Annotated in this window: 1 protein-coding gene; it reads left to right on the plus strand. The window is 40.8% G+C overall.

All coding sequences use genetic code 11. The annotated features are described in order from the left end of the window. The coding region (locus AB4653_RS13525; protein WP_372104425.1) for a putative quinol monooxygenase at nt 1-235 on the plus strand (235 nt) is incomplete at its 5' end. Between the last annotated feature and the right edge of the window lie 167 nt (nt 236-402).

Raw genomic sequence — 402 nt, forward strand, 5'->3', positions numbered from 1 at the left:
AGTTAAATCAGAGATGATTAAATTGATCGATAGAACCCGTGTTGAAGACGGTTGTATAAACTACGACTTACACCAAGATAACAGTAACCCTGCTCACTTCGTTTTTCATGAGAACTGGGAGTCTGAAGCTCACCTAGAGAAACACTTAGCGAGCCAACACATCGCTGAGTACATGGCTGCGACTGAAGGTTGTATTGAAACCTTTGTGCTTAATAAAATGACGCACATTGCCTAACCAGTCACTCAGTACTGATTCAATAGAAAACCCTGCTCTGATCGCAGGGTTTTTCGTTTCTACAAGCTTATATCCGCTCATTCTAATAATGAAAAAACCCGCCAGAGTAGCGGGTATGGTCAATAATCATGACTGTCAAAGACAGATAGATAATACCAATCGTAGTA

This window comes from Vibrio sp. 10N.222.48.A3, assembly GCF_041475345.1.
In the GTDB taxonomy this organism is placed as follows: domain Bacteria; phylum Pseudomonadota; class Gammaproteobacteria; order Enterobacterales; family Vibrionaceae; genus Vibrio; species Vibrio tasmaniensis_A.